Origin of the sequence: Variovorax sp. V213 (assembly GCF_041154455.1) — a bacterium.
In the GTDB taxonomy this organism is placed as follows: Bacteria; Pseudomonadota; Gammaproteobacteria; order Burkholderiales; family Burkholderiaceae_C; genus Variovorax.
Genome location: NZ_AP028664.1, coordinates 2735332 through 2754270 on the forward strand (window position 1 = coordinate 2735332; position 18939 = coordinate 2754270).

The following is an 18939-nucleotide window of genomic DNA, read 5'->3' on the forward strand; positions in this document are numbered from 1 at the left end:
TTGGGTTCGTTCCTGTTCAGTCGGCAAGATAAGGGTGGCGCATCATGATCGTATGGTCGCGATCGGGGCTGGTCGACACCATGTGGATCGGCACGCCCGTGATCTGCTCGATGCGCTGCAGGTAGAGCCGCGCATTGACCGGCAGCTTGTCGTACTGCGTGACGCCGACCGTGCTTTCGCTCCAGCCTTCGAGGGTTTCGTAAATGGGCGTGCAGCGTTCGATTTCGTCCGCGCCCATCGGCAGGATGTCGGTGATTTCGCCGTCGAGCTCGTAGCCGGTGCACAGCTCGAGCTTTTCGAGTCCGTCCAGCACGTCGAGCTTGGTGATGCACAGGCCCGACAGGCCGTTGACCTGTGCCGAGCGCTTGAGCAGCGCGGCGTCGAACCAGCCACAACGGCGGCTGCGGCCGGTGGTCACGCCCTTTTCGGCACCCACCGTGCTCATGTGATAGCCGGGAGTGCCCGGCGTCGCCCAATCGAGCTCGGTGGGGAACGGACCGCCGCCCACGCGCGTGCAGTAGGCCTTCGTGATGCCCAGGATGTAGTGCAGCATGCCCGGGCCCACGCCCGAACCGGCGGCGGCGTTGCCGGCCACGCAGTTGCTCGAGGTGACGTACGGGTAGGTGCCATGGTCCACGTCGAGCAGCGTGCCCTGCGCGCCTTCGAACAGCAGGTTGGCTCCGGCCTTGTGCGCATCGTTCAGTTCGCGCGACACGTCGGCCATCATCGGCTTGAGCAGCACCGCGTGGCGCATGGCCTCGTCGAACACCAGGTCGAAGTCGATGGCGGGAGCGCCGAGCACCTGGGTCAGCACGTGGTTGTGCAGGTCGAGCAGCACGCGCAGCTTGGTCGCAAAGCGCTCGGGATGCTTCAGGTCCTGCACGCGCAGCGCGCGGCGCGCGATCTTGTCTTCGTAGGCCGGGCCGATGCCGCGGCCGGTGGTGCCGATCTTCTCGACGCCGCCCTTTTCGCGGTAGGTTTCGCGCGCAATGTCGAGCGCGGCGTGGAACGGCAGGATCAGCGGGCAGGCCTCGCTGATGCGCAGGCGCGAGCGCACTTCGACGCCGGCCTTCTCCAGCCCTTCGATTTCCTCGAACAGCTTGGCCGCCGACAGCACCACGCCGTTGCCGATGTAGCACTTGACGCCCGGGCGCATGATGCCGCTGGGAATCAGGTGCAACGCGGTCTTCACGCCGTTGATGACCAGCGTGTGGCCCGCGTTGTGGCCGCCCTGGAAGCGGACCACGCCCTGGGCGCTCTCGGTCAGCCAGTCGACCAGCTTGCCTTTGCCCTCATCGCCCCACTGGGTGCCGACGACGACCACGTTTCTTCCGGTGGTTACGCTCATGCTCGTTCCATTACTTCAAAAATTCAGATGGCTCGGACTTGCCACTGCCCTGCTTGCTCGACGAGCTCGCGGTCGCAATGGAATTCATCGATTTCGCTGCCGTGGCCAGGCAGCACGCAGACCACGGTCTCGCCGGCCTTGCGCAATGCGGCAATGGCCTGCCGCAGGCCGGCCGCGTCGCTCCAGGGCGCGCGGATGGCTGCGCGCAGCGGCCGTGCCGGCAGCACGCCGACCAGTTCGCGCACGTCGAGGCTGAAGCCCACCGCCGGGCGGTTGCGGCCGAACACGGCACCGACTTCGTCGTAGCGGCCGCCTCGCACCAGCGCATCGGCCGCACCCGGCACGTAGATGCCGAAGCGCATGCCGCTGTAGTAGGCATAGCCGCGCAGGTCGGCCAGGTCGAAGCTGATCTGCCGTGCGGAATCGCCCTGCAGGCTGGCGGCAAGCTGCTTCAGGCCGGCCAGCGCCGCGCCCACGGCGGGCGTGCCCTTGAGGGCCTTGGCCGCCTCGTCGAGCACCGACGCGTCGCCGTACAGCTGGACCAGTGCGCGCAGCCCGTCGCGCGACGGTGCCGGGAAATCGCGCGTCAGCCCATGCAACTCGCTCGCGTCCTTGGCAACCAGTGCCGCATGCACGCGCGCCAGCACCGAGGCATCGACCGGCACGCCGGCGAAAAGCGCCCGCACGATGCGCGCGTCCGCGAGGTCGACGATCAGGCCCTCGCCGATTCCCGACGCATGGAGGCAATCGAGCGCCAGCAGCAGGATTTCGGTGTCGGCTTCGAGGCCGGCATGGCCATAGATTTCGGCCCCGAACTGCAGCGGCTCTCGGGTGGCGTGCGGGCGGTCGGGGCGGGTGTGCAGCACCGGGCCGCAGTAGCACAGGCGCGCCACGCCTTCGCGGTTCAGCAGGTGGGCGTCGATCCGCGCCACCTGGGGGGTGGTGTCGGCTCGCAGGCCCATGCTGCGGCCGGAGAGCTGGTCCACGAGCTTGAAGGTTTGGAGGTCGAGCGCCTCGCCGGTGCCCGACAGCAGCGACTCGAGATGCTCGAGCAGCGGCGGCATTACCAGCTCGTAGCCATAGCCACGGGCGGTATCGAGCAGCTGGCGTCGAAGTTCTTCGATGTGGCGCGCCTCGGAAGGCAGCACATCGGCAATGTGATCCGGGAGGACCCAGGCGGACATGGGGATCGGGGGCGTGGTTAAACCGGGATTCTACCGGGACCGCGTTACCCCAAAACCCAAAGCAGAAACAAACCCAGCAAGATGCTGCAAAGTCCGAAGAAACGCAGCTGGCCGTCGCGCAGCTGCATCAGCTGGCCGAAACCGCGCCGCCAGCCGCCCGGCGACACGAAAGGCAGGATGCCTTCGATCACCAGGACCAGCGCCAGCGCGCTCCAGAATATTTCGGCGCTCACGAGCCCGGTCCGCAGCCTTAGCGGCGTGGCGCGCTGCCCGCTGGCGTGCCGGCGCCCTGCATGGCGCGGAAGAAGTCCGACGAAGGGTCGACCACCATCACGTCGCTCTTCTTGTTGAAGCTCTGCTTGTAGGCCTCGAGGCTGCGGTAGAACTGCGCAAACTGCGGATCGCGGCCAAAGGCCTCGCTGTAGGCCGAAGCGGCCTGGGCATCGCCCTCGCCCTTGATCTTCTGGGCGTCGCGGTAGGCGTTCGCCACGATCACTTCGCGCTGGCGGTCGGCGTCGGCGCGGATCTTTTCGCCTTCGGCATAGCCGGTCGAACGCAATTCGTTGGCAACGCGCTTGCGCTCTGCCTCCATGCGGCGATAGACGGATTCGGTGATGGCCTCCACATAGTCGACACGCGTGATGCGCACGTCGACCACGTCCACGCCCCAGGGCTTGGAGCCCTTCACCACGGCCAGCACTTCGCGCTGCACGTCGGCCATGAGCGCCTCGCGGCGCACCGAGATCAGGTCGCGCACGGTGCGCTTGTTGATGTTTTCCTGGAAGGCGTTGCGCACCACGCGGTTGAGCTGCATGGCGCCGGCGTTCTCGTCGAGCCCGACGTTGCGGATGTAGGCCCGTGGATCGCTGATGCGCCAGCGCACATACCAGTCGATGACCACGCGCTGCTTCTCGGCCGTCAGCATGGGCTCGGTATCGATGCTCGACAGCGTCAGCAGGCGCTTGTCGATGTATGACACATTCTGGAACGGGGGCGGCAGCTTGAAGTTGAGCCCGGGTTCGATGATCACATCCTTGATCTGGCCAAGGGAATAGACCACGCCGAACTGGCGCTGGTCGACCACGAAGAGGGTCGAGCTCAGCAGCACCAGCAAGACAAGGATCGACGAGGCGATGAATCCGATTCTGTTCATGTTCTTCCTGCCCTTAATCAGCGCACGTCACGGTCGCGCGAACGGCCGTCGCGGGCGCGGGTTTCGCCTGCGGCCGGCGCCACCGGAATCACCGACGACTGGGCCGGCGCGGTGCCGGCCACGCTGGGGCTGGCGGCATCGACGGGCGTGGCCGGGGGATTGTTGCCGCTCAGCTGCATGAGCTTGTCGAGCGGCAGGTACAGCAGATTGGAACCTTGCTTGGTGTCGACCAATACCTTGGTGGTACTTGCATAGATCTGCTGCATGGCATCGGTGTACATGCGGTCGCGCGTGACCTGTGGCGCCTTCTGGTATTCGGCCAGCACTGCACTGAAGCGGCCGGCATCGCCTTGGGCCTGCGCAACGATGCGCGCCTTGTAGGCTTCGGACTCTTCCTTGAGGCGCGATGAGGTACCCGTCGCACGCGGCACCACGTCGTTGGCGTAGGCCTGCGCGTCGTTCTTGGCGCGTTCGCGCTCCTGGCCGGCCTTGAGCACGTCGTCGAACGCCGCCTGCACCTGCTCGGGAGGACGCACGCCGCCCTGCTGCAGGTTGATGCCGACGACTTCGACACCGATTTCGTAGCGATCGAGAATGGTCTGCATCAGCTGCCGCACGCGCGGGGCAATCTGATCCCGCTCCTCGGCCAGCGCCGCATCCATCTTCATCTTGCCGACCACTTCGCGCACGGAGCTTTCGGCCACCTGGATGATGGTTTCGGCGGGCGACTTGCTCTGGTAGAGCCAGGCTCGCGCGTTGCTCAGGCGGTACTGCACCGCGAACTTGATTTCGACGATGTTCTCATCCTCGGTCAGCATGGCCGATTCGCGAAGGCCGGTGGATCGCACGATGGCGTCGCGGCCCACATCCGTGGAGCGGATCTGCGAAGTCACCACGACTTCGTGGCGCTGGATGGGATACGGCAGCCGCCAGTTGAAGCCGGCGTTCACGGTCGCCTTGTAGTTGCCGAACTGGGTCACGACGGCTTGCTGGCCTTCGTTCACGATGAAAAAGCCGGTGCCGAGCCAGATGAGAACAGCCACCGCTGCAACCAGCCCCAGGCCGAAGCCTGCGTTTTTCATGTCGGGCCTGTAGCCGTTGCCACCACCGCCGCCGTTGCTGCCGCTGGGTCGGTTGCCGCCGCCCTTGCCGCCGAAAAAGCCGCCAAGCTTGCGATTGAGGTCGCGCCAGAGTTCATCGAGATCCGGCGGCCCCTGATTCGGGCCTTGACCGCGAGGGCGGTTGCCGTTGTTGTTGTTGCCCGAAGGCGGTGGCGTCGGTGTGCCCGGCGGATCTGCATCGGGGGGGCGATTGCCGGTCGGGCGGTCGCCGTTGGATGCGGGCTCGTCGCCGCGGCCCCACCGGCCATCGTTCAGGTTGAACATGCCCAGAAACCCTCTCCACGCTGGCTTTGCATTCATTCGCTTCGTTCTCTTGTCAGTGGCGGGATTGTGCCCAATCAATTGGCGGTATCGTGCAATTCAGTGTCGGCCTCTGGGGTCATCGTATCGCCCACGGAGCCCGACCGACGGGCAAGCTCGGCGCGCAGCAAGGGCACGCCCTCGCCGCTGCGGGCGCTGAGGAAGATACGCGGGACCCGCACGCCGTCGATTTCCATGTCGTCCTGCAGATGCAGCGGATGCTGCCCAGTTTCAAGTGCGTCGAGCTTGTTGAACACCAGAAGCTGCGGAACGGTGTCCGCGCCGATGTCGCGGAGCACGGACTGCACCTCGGCCATCTGCTCGGGGAAATGCGGATTGGAGGCATCCACCACGTGCAGCAGCAGGTCGGCATCGACGGCCTCTTGCAGCGTGGCCTTGAATGCATCGACCAGCCCGTGCGGCAGGTCGCGAATGAAGCCGACGGTGTCGGAGATAGAGACTTGCCGGCGCGCATCGCCCAGGTAGAGGTTGCGCGTGGTGGTGTCGAGCGTGGCAAAGAGCTGGTCGGCCGCATAGGCGCGGGCCTTGACCAGCGCATTGAACAGCGACGACTTGCCCGCATTGGTATAGCCGACGAGCGAGATATTGAAGGTCTCGCGGCGCTCGCGCTGACGGCGCTGCGTGCCGCGCTGCTTCTGCACCTTGGCCAGGCGCTCGCGCGTGCGCTTGATAGATTCGCTGATCATCCGGCGGTCGAGCTCGATCTGCTTTTCACCCGGACCGCCGCGCACGCCCGCACCGCCTGTCTGGCGCTCCAGGTGGGACCAGCGGCGAACCAGGCGCGTGCTCAGGTACTGCAGCCGGGCAAGCTCGACCTGCAGCTTGCCTTCATGGGAGCGCGCACGCTGCGCGAATATTTCGAGAATGAGAAACGTGCGGTCGTACACCGCCACGTCGAGCTGGCGCTCGAGATTGCGCTGCTGCGCCGGGCTCAGCGACTGGTCGAAGATGACTTCGCTGGCTTGGTGCAGCGCGGCCAGCTCCTTGATTTCATCGGCCTTGCCGCTTCCAACGAAGAGCGCCGCATCGGGCGCCTTGCGTTTGCATATGAGGCGCGCGACAGGTTCCAGGCCCGCGGTCTGCGCAAGCAGGCCGAGTTCCTCGAGTTCGCTGTCGAAATGGGGCAGCCCGAAATCGACGCCGACGAGAACGGCGGCGCCTTCCTGGCGGGAGTTCAGTTCAGACAAGCGGGATCAATATGGAAAAAGCGCGGCGGGGTTGCCGCCGCGCTCCGCGCGATCAGGCTGCGGCGTCGTCGTTCTCGGCAGCCGAGAAGTTGACGGCACGGCCCGGCACGATAGTGGAAATGGCGTGCTTGTAGACCATTTGCGTCACCGTATTGCGAAGCAACACGACGTACTGGTCGAAAGACTCGATCTGGCCCTGCAGCTTGATACCGTTCACCAGGTAAATGGAAACCGGCACATGCTCGCGACGCAGGGTGTTCAGAAACGGGTCTTGTAGAAGTTGCCCTTTATTGCTCACGATATTCTCCGTGTTCAAGAGTAGTTGTTGGAGAGATGACCTTAACACAGGGTTTCTGCGTCGCAGCAATCGGGGCCAAAAGCCTTTGAAAAATAACGGTTCTCAAAAGACGGAACTTCCGGCCAAGCCGTAGCTCATTGGCAGCCATCAGCTGCCAAGCCCGTTATTCGTCCTTGTCCGCAAACGGATTTTGCGAGCTTTTGAACTGGATGCGCAAGGGCGTGCCCACCAGATCGAACTCCTTGCGGAAGCGCCCCTCGAGAAAGCGCTTGTAGGCCTCGGTGACATGCTCCAGCGAATTGCCGTGGATGATGATCACGGGCGGATTCATGCCGCCCTGGTGCGCGTAGCGCAGCTTGGGCCGGAACATCCCCGCGCGCTTGGGCGACTGGAACTGCACGGCTTCCAGCAAAAGCCGGGTCAGCACGGGCGTCGACATCTTTCGGGTGGCCGACTTGTGGGCCTGAGCGATGGCCTGCCACACCGGGCCGAGGCCCTGACGCTTGATGGCCGAAATGAAGTGCAGCGACGCGAACTTGAGGAACGGCAGGCGGGTTTCGATCTGGCGCTGGATCTGCTCGCGCTGATAGCTGTCGACCGCGTCCCACTTGTTGATGGCAATCACCACCGCCCGTCCACTCTCGAGGATGTAGCCGGCAATGTGCGCGTCCTGGTCGGTCACGCCCTGCGTGGCATCGAGCAGCAGCAACACGACGTTGGCCGACTCGATGGCCTGCAGCGTCTTGACCACCGAGAACTTCTCGATCGCCTCGAACACCTTGCCCTTGCGGCGCAGGCCGGCCGTGTCGATGAGTTCGAAGCGCTGGCCGTTGCGCTCGAACGGCACCGAGATGGCGTCGCGTGTGGTGCCCGGCAAGTCGAAGGCCACCAGGCGTTCTTCGCCGAGCCAGGTGTTGATCAGGGTGGACTTGCCCACGTTGGGCCGGCCGGCCACCGCCAGCTTGATCGGCTTGTTGACGTCGTCGTCTTCGCCCGTCTCGTCGTCGGGATCGGGCAGGTTCAGCGGAGCGAGCGCCAGTTCGACCAGATCGCGCATGCCCTGCCCGTGCGCCGCGGATACGCCATGCACGTCGCCAAAGCCGAGCTCGTAAAAGTCGACCAGCTTGGTGCCGTCGTGCATGCCTTCGGCCTTGTTGGCCGCCAGCACGCAGGGCTTGCCCAGCCGGCGCAGCTCGTTGGCAATGTCGTGGTCCTGCGCAGAAAGGCCCTCGCGGGCATCGACCACGAAGATCACCACATCGGCCTCGGCCACGGCCTGGCGCGTCTGCTTGGCCATTTCCTTGTAGATGCCGCTGCCGGCATCGGGCTCGAAGCCGCCGGTGTCGATCACGATAAATTCGTGCTTGCCCAGACGGCCGTTGCCGTAATGGCGGTCGCGCGTGAGCCCGGCAAAGTCGGCAACGATGGCGTCGCGCGTCTGCGTCAGGCGGTTGAACAGGGTCGACTTGCCGACGTTCGGACGCCCGACCAGTGCCACGACCGGCTTCATGGCCGGCCTTTCATGGGCGCGGTTTTCATGGTCGGGCCTTGCAAGATAAAGTTATTCAGGGCGATAGCCAAACACACCGCCGTTCGCAGTCACAACGACAACCGTATTGCCGGCCATGACCGGAGTGACGCCGATGGCAGAGCCGTCGGGCGTGACGCGGTTGAGCAGCGCGCCGTCTTCGCGCGAAACGAAGTGCAGCGTACCCGTGTTTTCGCCGATGACCAGCGATCGGCCCACGGCCAGCGGCCCGGTCAGGACGCGGTTCTTGAAGCGGGTCGATTGCCAGACGCGCTCGCCATCGCCACGGCGCCAGGCCGTGACGCTGCCGTCGCTTTCGGTGCCGTAGACAAAGCTTTCATTGCCGCTGACGCCCTCCGCGCCCACGGCAGGCTTGCTCCAGAGCAGCTGGCCGCGCGCGGTGTCGACGCAGCCGACATTGGCGTAGTAGGCCCGTGCGCACACGGTGTCGCCGACACGGCTCACACTGCCCGTCAGATCGACCAGGCGCTCCACGTCGTTGGTGCCGCGCGGTGCCGAAATCGGCGCTTCCCAGCGGGAGGTGCCGTTGGCAGGGTTGAGGCCGACCAGGCGGCCGCCGATGCCCGACACCAGCGTATCGCCCACCGCAATCAGGACACCCGACTTCTTCAGCACCAGGTTCTCGGCGGTGCGCTGCTGCAGCCACAGGCGTCGGCCGCTCTGGCCGTCCCAGGCGCTGATGCTGCGGTCGGCGGTCTGCACGAAGACGCGCCGGCCGGCCACCAGCGGTGCGGTGAAGGCCTGGGCCGAGAGCCGCTGCTTCCACAGGACCTTGCCACCTTCGATGGCCACCAGTTCGTTGTTGGTGGTGACGACCGCGGCCAGCGAGCCGTCGCTGCCGACGCCCGCCGCCAGCGTGGCGCCTGCATTGGCGCGCCAGGTTTCGCGCCCGGCACGGGCGTCGATGGCGACCACGGTGCCGTCGGTACCGGCGACGGTGACGATGTCGCCGCTGACGTCGGCGGCGAGCGGGAAGCTCACGGCCGGAATGCGCACGCTCCACGCCTGGCGCACGCCAAACAACGCAGGGTTGGCAGGCAGTTCGGCCGGCTTGGGCTTGCTGGTGCCGGAGCAGGCGGCCAGCATTGCTGCCAGCAGAATGGCCGAGCCCGCACGCAGGGCGGTCGATTCAGGCATGAGACGCTTGAAATTCATATTGCGATCAGGAAGTTTTGGGGGCTGCTGGCGTGACGGTGATCACGGGCGCCAGGCTCTTCGGGTCGACGCCGGCCGCATTGAGCTTGAATTCCACCAGCCGGCGGTAATCGGACGTCGCGCCAAGGCCAGTCCAGGCCTTGCGGTATTCGGCCTGGGCTTCATCGCGCTTGCCCTGGGCCATCAAGATGTCGCCCTTGCGGTCGGCCACCAGCGGTTCGAATTCCTTGGGCACGTTGCCCGACAGCTGCTTGAGCGCTTCGTCGTAGGACTTGCTGTCCAGCAGCTCGGCCGCGAGCCGCAGCTTGGCAACCGCCTGGTAGCCGGGGTCGACGGCGCTTTGCGCCACCCAGCCGAGGGCTGCGCGCGAGGCTTCGAGATTGCCCTTTTCGTACAGCGTCTTGGCGGCCAGCAAACCGGCTTGCTGCGCATAGGCCGTACCGGCAAAGCGCTCCTTCATGTCGCCCAGCACGCGCTGGATGCGTTCCACGTCGCCGGACTGCGTGCTGCGTTCGACCTCGTCGTAGAGCGCAGCGGCCTGCGCCGCCTTGTTGCGCTGGAAGTACTGCCAGCCGTTCCAGGCCACGAAGGCACCGGCCACGAGCAGCACCACCCAGGTGATCAGGGTGCCGTAGGTGTTCCAGAAATGCTTGAGCTGGTCGAGCTGTTCCTGTTCGTCGAGATCGAGGTTGGTTGCCATGCGTGTCAGATGTTGGGAGCCGGCGATTGTAGGGTGGCAGCCCAGGTGGCCACTTCGGCGAGCGGCCGGGAGGTTTGCGCGCCGCTGCCGTCGCGCAACGACTTGAGAGTCACTTCGCCGCGCGCAAGTTCATCGGCGCCGAAAATCAGCGCGTAGGTGGCGCCGCTGGCGTCGGCTTTCTTGAACTGGGACTTGAAGCTTCCCATGCCGTCGACCGTGGCCGCATGCATCTGCACGCGGACACCGGCATCGCGCAACTGCTGCAAGGCACGCAGCACGACCGGCATGGCCGCCGCATCGGGCACCACGGCATAGACGTCGGGCACTGGCGCTGCAATGGCGGCGCCCTGCTCTTTCATCAGGTCGAGCACGCGCTCGACGCCGATGGCCCAACCCACCGCCGGCGCCGGTTTGCCGCCGATCTGCGCGATGAGGTCGTCGTAGCGTCCGCCGGCGCACACCGTGCCCTGCGAGCCCAGGCGATCGGTGACGAACTCGAACACGCTGAGGTTGTAGTAGTCGAGGCCGCGCACCAGCCGCGGGTTGATGGTGTAGGCCACGCCGTTGGCATCGAGGATGGCCTTGAGGCCATCGAAGTGGGCCAGCGATTCGGCACCCAGAAAGTCGATCAGCCGGGGGGCGGACTCGACCACCTCCTTCATCGCCGGATTCTTGGTGTCGAGAATGCGCAGCGGATTGCTGTGGAGGCGGCGCTTGCCGTCCTCGTCGAGCTTGTCGGCGTGCTTCTCGAAGTGGGCAATGAGCTGGGCGCGGTGCAGCGCGCGCTCGGCGGGTTGCCCCAGGCTGTTGAGTTCCAGGCGAACGTCGGTCAGCCCGATGGCCTTCCAGAGTGCGTTGGCCAGCAGGATCAGTTCGGCGTCGACGTCGGGACCGGCAAAGCCGAGTGCCTCGGCACCGATCTGGTGAAACTGGCGAAAGCGCCCGCGCTGCGGCTTCTCGCGCCGGAACATCGGGCCGGTGTACCAGAGGCGCTTGCCACCGTCGTACAGCATGTTGTGCTCGATCACCGCGCGCACGAGGCCGGCGGTGTTCTCGGGCCGCAGCGTCAGGTGGTCGTTGTCGCCATATTTGTCGGAGCGGTCCTGGAAGGAGTACATCTCCTTCTCGACGATGTCGGTCACCTCGCCGATGCCGCGCACGAACAGCGCCGTGTGCTCCAGGATGGGCGTGCGCACGTTGCGATATGCAAAGCGGCCCATCAGGTCGCGCACCGTGGCCTCGAGCCACTCCCAGCGCGCCGATTCGGGCGGCAATATGTCGTTCATGCCTTTGACGGCATTCAGTTTTTCAGCCATGAGTCTGCGGAGGTTCAGGCCAGGGCAGCGTGTTCGCCGCCAAAGCGCTTTTCGATGTAGTTTTCGACGAGCTGGTGAAACTCGTTGGCGATATTGTCGCCGCGCAGCGTGAGGGCCTTTTCGCCGTCGATGAAGACCGGCGCGGCCGGCGCCTCGCCGGTGCCGGGCAGGCTGATGCCGATGTCGGCATGCTTGCTCTCGCCGGGGCCGTTGACGATGCAGCCCATGACGGCCACCTTCATCGTCTCGACGCCTGGATATTTCTTGCGCCAGACCGGCATCTGCATGCGCAGGTAGTCGTCGATCTGCTTGGCGAGTTCCTGGAAAGTGGTGCTCGTGGTGCGGCCGCAGCCCGGGCAGGCCGTGACGCTCGGCACGAAGACGCGCAGGCCCAGTGCCTGGAGAATCTCGTTGGCGATCAGCACCTCTTGCGTGCGCGACTCGCCCGGCTGCGGGGTGAGCGATACGCGAATCGTGTCGCCGATGCCCTCCTGCAGCAGGATGGAAAGCGCCGTGGCCGACGCCACCGTGCCCTTGGTGCCCATGCCGGCTTCGGTGAGGCCGAGGTGCAGCGGATAGTCGCAGCGCTTGGCGAGCTCGCGATACACCGAGATCAGGTCTTGCACGCCGCTCACCTTGCACGACAGGATGACCTGGTTGCCGGCCATGCCCATCGACTCGGCCAGCTTGGCGGATTCGATGGCCGAGGTGATCAGCGCCTCGTACATCACCTGCTTGGCGTCCCAGGGTTCGGCACGCTGGCTGTTGATGTCCATCAGGCTGGCAAGCAGCTCCTGGTCGAGGCTGCCCCAGTTGACGCCGATACGCACCGGCTTGTTCCAGCGCATGGCCGCATCGATCATCTGGCCGAACTGGCGGTCGCGCTTGTCGCCCTTGCCCACGTTGCCGGGATTGATGCGGTACTTGCTGAGCGCCTCGGCACAGGCCGGATAGTCGGTGAGCAGCCGGTGGCCGTTGTAATGAAAGTCGCCGATCAGCGGCACGTCGATGCCCATGCGGTCGAGCTGCTCGCGGATGTAGGGCACCTGGGCCGCGGCTTCCGGCGTGTTCACGGTGATGCGCACCATCTCCGAACCCGCAGTGGCGAGCTCCTTCACCTGGATGGCCGTGCCGATGGCATCGACGGTGTCGGTGTTGGTCATGGACTGCACGCGCACCGGCGCGTCGCCGCCGACCGTGACGGTGCGCGCGCCCCAGACCACCTGGGCCTGGCGCGAGCGGCGCGCCTTGGGCGCCGCCGATTCGATGGGTTGCGCAGTGCAGTTGGTCACGATGTCACCTCAAAACGCGCCACGCCGCCGCCGCGCGTGACAGGCTTCAGATCGTAGGGCTTTCCGCGCACCTGCACATCGACCGCCGAGGCCCGGCCCACCACCACCGACAGCGGCAGTGCGCCCGACAAACCGAGTGTTTCGCCAGCCTTCAGGCTGCGGCGCAGCAGCTGCTTGCCGCCGGCTTCCGTGACCGTGACCCAGCATTCTTCGCGCGCAACGAAGACAAGCGGCTGGTTGCCGCCCGCAGCGGCAGCGGTGGCCGACGTGGGCGCTGCCGACGCGGCGGCAGCGCTCGTGCCGGCCGCGGGCAAGGCCGCCGAGGGAGCCGTGGTGGCCGCGGGTGCGGCAGCTGTCGCGGACGTCGCGGGCGTTGCAGGGGCCACGGGCGTGACCGGCGCGTTTTCGACGACCACGGCCGACCCGCCTGGCGCCGGCGCGACCGCGGGCGCCGCGGCCACCGAGCTTGTATCGCCCTCGCTGCGCGTGGTCCACCGCGACACGGAGGCGCCGACCTGGTCGAAGACCGATTGAGGCAGCCAGAACAGCACGGCCGCGCCGAGCAGAAGCAGCGCAACCACCATCAACAGCGGACGCGACGGAAGTCCGCTGGAGCGGCCGCCGTTCCAGCTCGGCTTGCCCGAAACGATGTTGCCTTTGAGCGTGCGGTCGGCCGTCGCCAGCGGCGCGCGCTGCGCCCCCGGCAGCTTGGCCAGCACGGGAGCGGGATCGATGCGCAGGGCGCGGCAGACGCTGCTTGCCAGGGCCCGGGCAAAGACCGGGTCGGGCAGCGAGCCGATGTCGTCCGCCTCCAGCGCCATGAGTTTTTGCGGCGGCACCTTCAGGGCCGCGGCCACCATTTCGATGTGCAGCCCGTGGGCCTCGCGTGCCTCGCGAAGTATCTCGCCGGCCGTCTTGTGCGTGATGTCGCCTTCCTCGAGCGGCAGTGCCGCGGAAGTGCCGAACTCCGAAACCCGTTCAGTCATTGAAATTCCCGCGCTCGTACGCTATTGCCTCCCGGGATTGCGGGAAGCGCCGTTGCAGTTGCCCTCCCAGCTGCGCCACAGCTTCGCGGTTGTTGAGCCGTCGTTCGATCTTGACGCCAAGCCAGAGCGTTTCGGCATTGGCCGAAGGACTGTTGTTAACGCGGCGGATGTAGAACTGCGCTCGCTGCCACTCCTCGCGCTGCGCCAGCAACGAAGCCAGGTTGAGTCCGACCACCGGATTGCCGGCATCGATCTCGTAGGCCTGCATGAGGCTGCGCTCAGCCTCCGCCCGCTGCCCAGCCCTGAGCTGGCAGACGCCCTGGGTCATGAGCGTCTTGGAGCGGTCGGTGTAGCTGGGCACGGCGAGCGCTTCGGTGAACTGCTGGGCCGCATCGCCAAAACGGTTCTGCTGGCACAGCAGCCAGCCGTAGTTGTGCCGCACATTGGGATCGCGCGGGCTGATGGCAATGGCGCGGCGGAAGCTGTCTTCGGCCATGCCGGCATCCTCGAGCCGCATGTAGACGAGGCCGCGCAGGTTGTAGGCATCCGCGTTGTTGGGGTCGGCGGCCAACGCCTGCTTGATCTCGTCGAGCGCGACGGTGGTCTGGCCGTGTTCGAAGTAGCCCGAGGCCAGCTCCATGCGCAAGCGCGCACGCCGCTGCCGGCTGCTCTCGTCGGATTCGGTGACGATCTCGGCGCCCTTGCCCGAGCTGGTATCGGCCAGGCTGGTGGTGGTGGTGCGCGTGTTGACGCAGCCTGCGAGCAGAAACGCCACGGCGACACCGGCAACGCTTGCGGCCAGCAGCCGCTGTGCGCTCGCGGTCGCCATCGGAAAGGCCATGCTCATTGGGTCAATGCTCCTGGGGGACGGTCTTGCGAACCGGATGCAAAACAACAGGGCGCTCCGAAACGACACGGCGCTGGGCCATGCGCTCGGCCGCGCGGGTACGGTCCTTGACATCGCCGGCCAGCTGTCCGCAGGCGGCATCGATGTCGTCACCGCGCGTCTTGCGCACGGTGGTCACCAGGCCCGCCTCGCTCAGCGTCTTGGCGAATGCCAGCACGCGCGGCTGCGGCGAACGCAGGAGGCCCGAGGCCGGAAACGGGTTGAATGGGATCAGGTTGAACTTGCACGAGATGCCATGGGCGCGGACGAGTTCCACCAGCTGCCGCGCGTGCTCGGGCTGGTCGTTGACGCCGTCGAGCATGCAGTACTCGAAGGTGATGAAGTCGCGCGGCGCATGCGCCAGGTAGCGCTTGCAGGCCTCGATCAATTCGGCGATCGGATACTTGCGGTTGAGCGGCACGAGGTCGTCGCGCAGCGCATCGTTGGGTGCATGCAGCGACACCGCCAAGGCCACGGGGCAGTCGGTGCCCAGGCGGTCGATCATCGGCACCACGCCGGAGGTCGACACCGTGACGCGGCGGCGCGAGAGGCCGTAGGCGTTGTCGTCGAGCATGGTGCGCAGCGCGGGCACCAGCGCACTGTAGTTCTGCAGCGGCTCGCCCATGCCCATCATCACCACGTTGGAGATGACGCGCCCATCCTTGTCTGGACTGCGCTTCAGGTGCTTGCGCAGGAAGTGCTCGGCAAACCACAGCTGGGCGACGATCTCGCCCGTGCTCAGGTTGCGGCTGAAGCCCTGATGCCCCGTGGAGCAAAAGCGGCAACCGACCGCGCAGCCAGCTTGAGACGACACGCACAGCGTGCCGCGGTCGTCTTCGGGAATGAATACGGCTTCGACGGCATTGCCGTCGCCGACGTCGAACAGCCACTTGATCGTGCCGTCCTTGGATTCGTGCTGCGTGAGGACCGCAAGGGCCTCGACGCGAGCGGTGGTGGCGAGCTTTTCGCGCAGCGACTTGGCCAGATCGGTCATCTGGGCGAAGTCGCTGGCGCCACGCTGGTGGATCCAGCGAAACAGCTGCGTGGCGCGGAACCGCTTCTCGCCGAGCTTTTCGCAGAACGCAGCCAGCCCCTCGAGATCGAATTCGAGCAGGTTGGCCGTGGTCATGAAATCAGCCGGGATGCGGCTTCAGCGCGCGTAGACGTTGAGGCCGGCGAAGAAGAAGGCCACTTCGTTCGCTGCGGTTTCGGCAGCGTCCGAGCCGTGCACGGCGTTGGCGTCGATGCTGTCGGCGAAGTCGGCGCGGATGGTGCCGGGAGCCGCCTTCTTGGGGTCCGTGGCGCCCATCAGGTCGCGGTTCTTGGCGATGGCGTTCTCGCCTTCGAGCACCTGCACGAACACGGGGCCGGAGATCATGAACTCGACCAGGTCCTTGAAGAAGGGACGTTCCTTGTGAACCGAGTAGAACTGCTCGGCTTCGTTGCGCGACAGATGCACCAGCTTGGCGGCGACGATCTTGAGGCCGGCAGCTTCGAAGCGGGAAACGATCTTGCCGATGACGTTCTTGGCGACGGCGTCGGGCTTGATGATGGAGAGGGTACGTTCGATAGCCATTGAAGTGCTTCCTGAGCTTTGATTTTGAAGTGTTTTGTCACAACTGCGACGAATTTGTTGCGTCGTGCGTCGACAAAGCCTCTGATTTTAACCGGCGCAGCCCCCGGGATTGGTGAAAACCCCGCGAAAGGCTGCGCTGGACTGCTGGCTTTCAGCGTCCGCGGCGCCGATTTCCGCCTGGTCCGCCGCCACCGCCGCCGAAGCCGCCGCCCGACGGGCCGCCGCCGCGGCGCCCCGGTCCCTGGCGCTGTTCCTTGCGCTGGCGCGAAAAACTGTCCGCGCCGATGTAACCGAGCGAGGTCTTCATCGGATCGGGTTGGTTCGCGCCGCTTGGCGGACGCTCTTCGCCCTGGCGGTTGCCGCGGTTGTTGTTGTTGCCGCGGCGTCCTTGGGGCGGCAGGCCTGCGTTGCCCCCGCCGCCGCCGCCACCGCCCCGGTTGGCGCGCCCTCCGCGCTCGCCGCGCGGCGGCCGGCCGTCGCCCAGCGGATTTGGTATGGGTGCGTCGCGGCCTTCATCGCGCGGCGGCTGGCCGCCGCCGGCATTGCGATTGCCGCGCCGCTTCTTGTTGCGGCCGTTCCGGCCGCCGCCCGCGCCATCCTGTCCACCCGGGCCGCGTTGCTGCTGCTGGGGACGCGGTGCGCCGCCGCCCGATGCCTGGAACAGCGCGTTGATGTCGCGCTCGTCCAGCTCCATCCAGGCGCCGCGCTTCAGTCCGCGCGGCAGCACCATGGCACCGTAGCGGATGCGGATCAGGCGGCTCACCGCATGGCCTACCGATTCGAACAGGCGCCGCACTTCGCGGTTGCGGCCTTCGGAGATGGTGACGCGGTACCAGTGGTTGGAGCCCTCGCCGCCGCCCTCTTCGATGGTGCCGAACTGGGCCATGCCGTCGTCGAGCCGGACGCCTTCGAGCAAGCGCTTTTTCTCCTCGGCATCGAGCGCGCCCAGCACGCGCACCGCGTATTCGCGCTCCAGGCCGAAGCGGGGGTGCATCAACTGATTGGCCAGGTCGCCGGAGCTGCTGAACAGCAACAGGCCTTCGGTGTTCAGGTCGAGCCGGCCGACCGATTGCCACTTGCCCTGCTGCAGGCGCGGCAGCTTGCGGAACACGGTGGGCCGGTTCTGCGGGTCGTCGTGCGTGACGACTTCGCCGACGGGCTTGTGGTACGCGATGACGCGCGGCGGAGGCGGCGCAATGCGGTAGCGGATCGGCTTGCCGTTGATCTTGACCTGGTCGCCGTACTGGATACGCTGGCCGATGTGGGCCGGTTCGTTGTTGACCGAGATGCGGCCCTGAAGAATCAACTGCTCCATCTCGAGACGCGAGCCCAGGCCCGCTTGCGCCAGCACCTTGTGCAGCTTAGGCGAATCGGCTTCGGGCAGCAGCACCCGCTTGAGCGGCGGGACCTCGGGGCTTTCCTCATCGGCATCGAACTGGCCAGAGATGACGTCCGCGAAGCGGATGGGCTCGGGCGGCGGCGCATTGCGCTGCTCGCGTTCGGCGGCCCGGCGCGCGCGGTCGAGGTCGTCCTCTTCCTCGTCGGGCTCTTCTTCCTCTTCTTCGTCGTCGTCATGGCCGCTGCCGCGGGCAGCCTCTTCCGCACGGGGCTCCTGGCGCTCCTGGCGCTCCTGACGCCCTGCGGCTACAGCGGTGGCGGCAACCTCGATTGGAGCCTCGGAGACCGGAGCAGCAGCCGGGGCTGCCGCCGTCACAGCCTCGACAGCCTCGGCTTCGCCCTCGACGGCCTGCTCTGCAACCTTCTTCCGGCGCGGACGCCGCTTCTTGGGAGCTTCGCCCTCGCCGGCTGCCGCCGATGGGGCATCCCCAGCAGCATCCGAAGACTGGCCGGACGCTTCCCTCGTCCCCGCTTCTTTTTTCTCGGCTTCGGGCGGGACCGGCACGATGGCCGCGTCGTCGATGTCGGAGGAGCTCATTGGTTTTTTCCGGGAGAAACAGCGTGGGGATCGGTCTCGTCGGACGACGGGACTTCGGATTCGAGTTCGGCAGGAAGCTCGACTTCCGGGACGGCCGGGATTTCTGCGGGCTCTTCGATGGAAGCCGCATCCTCGGCGAATTGCGCAGCGGCAGCCTCGACGGCTTCGGCCACTTCAGCGGGCGGCAAGGCAAGTTCGGTGTCTGCATCCAGGCCCGCTTGCGTCATGGCGGAAGCATCGGCATCGGAGTCGCCGGAAACTTCCATCGGCAGCCCCGGCTGATTGCCCGAGGCCTGGTCGAGCGCATCGACGAGCGCTGCCTGCTGCGCCGGTGTCTCGATCAGCGGCAGCTGGTCGAGGGATCCCAGGCCGAGATCGTCCAGAAACTGGCGCGTGGTGGCATAGAGCGCGGGCCGGCCGACGGTTTCGCGGTGGCCGATCACCTCGACCCAGCCGCGGTCTTCGAGCTGCTTCAGGATGAGGGAATTGATGGTGACGCCGCGAATGTCTTCCATGTCGCCGCGCGTGACCGGCTGGCGGTAGGCAATGATGGCCAGCGTTTCGAGGGCGGCACGCGTATAGCGTGGAGGCTTCTCGGGATGCAGGCGATCGAGGTGGTCGCGCATTTCGGGCCGGCTCTGAAAGCGCCAGCCGCTGGCGACGTTCACCAGCTCCAGGCCGCGTTGCGCCCAGTCTTCCTGCAATTCAAGCAACAGCACCTTGATGGTGTCCGCACCCAGCTCGTCGTCAAACAGCACGCGCATGTCGCGCACCGGCAGCGGCTGGCTCGAACAGATCAAGGCGGTTTCGAGAATGCGCTTGGCATCCGCCGTATTCATGGTTCGCGTTATCCGGGAAAAGGCGTCTCAGGGACGCTTGTTCAGAAGGATGAAGGATGGAAGAAGGCGCTGCCGGCACGCGGCGAGTGCAA

At 66.3% G+C, this 18939-nt stretch carries 18 protein-coding genes; all 18 read right to left on the reverse strand.

Annotation, left to right across the window (positions count from 1 at the left end; all coding sequences use genetic code 11):
- Window positions 1-16 precede the first annotated feature (16 nt).
- The 18 genes from ACAM55_RS13080 to scpB all read right to left on the reverse strand — a co-directional run bounded on the left by ACAM55_RS13080 (window position 17) and on the right by scpB (window position 18847).
- Window positions 17-1348 carry an adenylosuccinate synthase gene (locus tag ACAM55_RS13080; protein ID WP_369651992.1) on the reverse strand — a complete coding sequence of 444 codons (1332 nt, stop codon included), beginning with the start codon at window positions 1346-1348 and terminating at the stop codon, window positions 17-19.
- Window positions 1349-1371: 23 nt separating this feature from the next.
- Window positions 1372-2532 carry an ATP phosphoribosyltransferase regulatory subunit gene (locus ACAM55_RS13085; protein WP_369651993.1) on the reverse strand — a complete coding sequence of 387 codons (1161 nt, stop codon included), beginning with the start codon at window positions 2530-2532 and terminating at the stop codon, window positions 1372-1374.
- Between the two features lie 44 nt (window positions 2533-2576).
- A complete protein-coding gene (locus ACAM55_RS13090; RefSeq protein WP_354399111.1) occupies window positions 2577-2765 on the reverse strand; it encodes a DUF2065 domain-containing protein in 189 nt (62 codons plus the stop codon).
- Window positions 2766-2782: 17 nt separating this feature from the next.
- On the reverse strand, window positions 2783-3685 hold the full coding sequence (hflC, locus tag ACAM55_RS13095) for a protease modulator HflC (protein ID WP_369651994.1): 903 nt from the start codon (window positions 3683-3685) through the stop codon (window positions 2783-2785).
- Window positions 3686-3702: 17 nt separating this feature from the next.
- Entirely contained in the window at window positions 3703-5070 is a 1368-nt protein-coding gene (gene hflK, locus ACAM55_RS13100) for an FtsH protease activity modulator HflK (protein ID WP_369656390.1), read from the reverse strand.
- 74 nt (window positions 5071-5144) lie between these two features.
- Window positions 5145-6314 carry a GTPase HflX gene (gene hflX / locus ACAM55_RS13105; RefSeq protein ID WP_369651995.1) on the reverse strand — a complete coding sequence of 390 codons (1170 nt, stop codon included), beginning with the start codon at window positions 6312-6314 and terminating at the stop codon, window positions 5145-5147.
- Window positions 6315-6366: 52 nt separating this feature from the next.
- On the reverse strand, window positions 6367-6612 hold the full coding sequence (hfq, locus tag ACAM55_RS13110) for an RNA chaperone Hfq (protein WP_012747311.1): 246 nt from the start codon (window positions 6610-6612) through the stop codon (window positions 6367-6369).
- 163 nt (window positions 6613-6775) lie between these two features.
- A complete protein-coding gene (der, locus tag ACAM55_RS13115; RefSeq protein ID WP_369651996.1) occupies window positions 6776-8122 on the reverse strand; it encodes a ribosome biogenesis GTPase Der in 1347 nt (448 codons plus the stop codon).
- 51 nt (window positions 8123-8173) lie between these two features.
- A complete protein-coding gene (bamB, locus tag ACAM55_RS13120; protein WP_369651997.1) occupies window positions 8174-9316 on the reverse strand; it encodes an outer membrane protein assembly factor BamB in 1143 nt (380 codons plus the stop codon).
- Between the two features lie 7 nt (window positions 9317-9323).
- Window positions 9324-10016, reverse strand: coding sequence for a YfgM family protein (locus ACAM55_RS13125; RefSeq protein ID WP_369651998.1), 693 nt, complete (start codon window positions 10014-10016; stop codon window positions 9324-9326).
- A gap of 5 nt (window positions 10017-10021) precedes the next feature.
- Window positions 10022-11332: a histidine--tRNA ligase gene (hisS, locus tag ACAM55_RS13130; protein WP_369651999.1), complete on the reverse strand. Its 1311-nt coding sequence runs from the start codon at window positions 11330-11332 to the stop codon at window positions 10022-10024.
- A 14-nt stretch (window positions 11333-11346) separates the two neighbouring features.
- The gene (gene ispG, locus ACAM55_RS13135; RefSeq protein WP_369652000.1) at window positions 11347-12624 is read right to left on the reverse strand and encodes a flavodoxin-dependent (E)-4-hydroxy-3-methylbut-2-enyl-diphosphate synthase; all 1278 of its coding nucleotides are present in this window, start codon (window positions 12622-12624) and stop codon (window positions 11347-11349) included.
- On the reverse strand, window positions 12621-13610 hold the full coding sequence (locus ACAM55_RS13140; RefSeq protein ID WP_369652001.1) for a helix-turn-helix domain-containing protein: 990 nt from the start codon (window positions 13608-13610) through the stop codon (window positions 12621-12623). Before ACAM55_RS13140 ends, ispG begins: the two co-directional genes overlap by 4 nt.
- Window positions 13603-14457 carry a type IV pilus biogenesis/stability protein PilW gene (gene pilW / locus ACAM55_RS13145; protein ID WP_369652002.1) on the reverse strand — a complete coding sequence of 285 codons (855 nt, stop codon included), beginning with the start codon at window positions 14455-14457 and terminating at the stop codon, window positions 13603-13605. Before pilW ends, ACAM55_RS13140 begins: the two co-directional genes overlap by 8 nt.
- A gap of 4 nt (window positions 14458-14461) precedes the next feature.
- On the reverse strand, window positions 14462-15625 hold the full coding sequence (gene rlmN, locus ACAM55_RS13150) for a 23S rRNA (adenine(2503)-C(2))-methyltransferase RlmN (protein WP_369652003.1): 1164 nt from the start codon (window positions 15623-15625) through the stop codon (window positions 14462-14464).
- Window positions 15626-15646: 21 nt separating this feature from the next.
- Window positions 15647-16072: a nucleoside-diphosphate kinase gene (gene ndk / locus ACAM55_RS13155; RefSeq protein ID WP_093011005.1), complete on the reverse strand. Its 426-nt coding sequence runs from the start codon at window positions 16070-16072 to the stop codon at window positions 15647-15649.
- Between the two features lie 151 nt (window positions 16073-16223).
- Window positions 16224-18008: a pseudouridine synthase gene (locus ACAM55_RS13160; RefSeq protein WP_369652004.1), complete on the reverse strand. Its 1785-nt coding sequence runs from the start codon at window positions 18006-18008 to the stop codon at window positions 16224-16226.
- Complete coding sequence (gene scpB, locus ACAM55_RS13165; protein WP_369652005.1) at window positions 18005-18847, reverse strand: SMC-Scp complex subunit ScpB; 843 nt, start codon at window positions 18845-18847, stop codon at window positions 18005-18007. The genes ACAM55_RS13160 and scpB overlap by 4 nt, the downstream gene beginning before the upstream one ends.
- Window positions 18848-18939 lie beyond the last annotated feature (92 nt).